The organism is Mycobacterium sp. TH-M82 (assembly GCF_057473605.1).
Genome location: NZ_JBYCKY010000664.1, coordinates 1 through 1,128, shown reverse-complemented (window position 1 = coordinate 1,128; position 1,128 = coordinate 1). Strand labels below are relative to the sequence as shown.

Annotated in this window: 1 protein-coding gene; it reads right to left on the bottom strand. The window is 70.5% G+C overall.

Annotated features, from left to right (window positions below; all coding sequences use genetic code 11):
• Positions 1-972: PPE family protein (locus AC2VON_RS19525; protein WP_486954429.1), on the bottom strand; the 972-nt coding region annotated here is incomplete at its 3' end.
• Positions 973-1,128 lie beyond the last annotated feature (156 nt).

Below are 1,128 nucleotides of genomic sequence, written 5' to 3'. Positions count from 1 at the left end.
CGCGGCCGCGCTGGCAGTGGGCAATTCGGTGACCGCCAGCCTGATCGCCGGGGTCGCCGTACCCCAGCTGGGCGGCACCGACAACTGCCCGACCCTGGGCGCGTTGCCGGCGTCGGCTGAGACCGCGCTCATCAGACCCGCGTTCGGCAGCACCGACTGCATCCCGGTGAGGCCGGCCCCCAGCTCGGATTCCGAGATCGGGGGCAGCTCATAGGGCATCATGCCCCATAACGTCTTCATCTGGACCATGCCGACATTGGTGCCGGTCAGGCTGACGTTGGCCATCGCGCCGCCCTCGCCGACGGCGGCCGCGTTGGAGTAGGTGTCGGTGTAAAGGGTCGACAGCTGCTGTATCAGCGAGGCCGGCGCGGACTGAACGGCACTGCCGGTGGAGTTGCCTGCCGCCTGCGCTGCCGCCGTTGCCTGGCTGGCTGTGCCTGCCGCATTGGTGGTCTTCGGCGGCGCGGCGAACGGGGGGAGCCGGGTTGCGGCGGCCGAGGCGCTGGCGTAACCGGACATGGCGGCGGCGTCCTGGGCCCACATCTGCTCGTACTGCGCTTCGTTGGCTGCGATCTCCGCCGTGTTGCGGCCCATGATGTTGGTGGCCAGCAGCATCACCAGCTGACTGCGATTGGCGGCGACCGCCTCAGGTGGCACCGTCGCCGCCAGCGCCGCCTGGTAGGCACTGGCCGCGGCCCCGGCGTGGACGGACGTCGTCAACGCCTGCGTCGCTGTCGTCGACAGCCACGTCACGTACGGTGCGACAGCCGCCTGCATCGCAGCCGAGGACGGTCCGGTCCACCCCGCAGCGGTCAGCTTTGCGATCGCGGTGCTGTAGGAGGTTGCCGCGGTGTGCAGTTCGTTGGCCAGGCCATTCCAGGCCGTCGCCGCGGCGAGCATTGATCCGGCGCCGGGACCGGAATACATCAGCGCCGAGGTGATCTCCGGCGGCACCATGGCGAAACCCGTCATCGGCCTAGCTCCTCTGCAGCCGGGATCACCAGGATGGTGGCCGTGGTGAGGTCGTCCAGGTCGAGGTCGGCCTCCTTGTCGACGACCCGCACGTTGGCGCCGGCGACGGAGGCTGCCGCGGGACCTCCCATCGCCCGCCCGGCCAGGGTCGCCAGC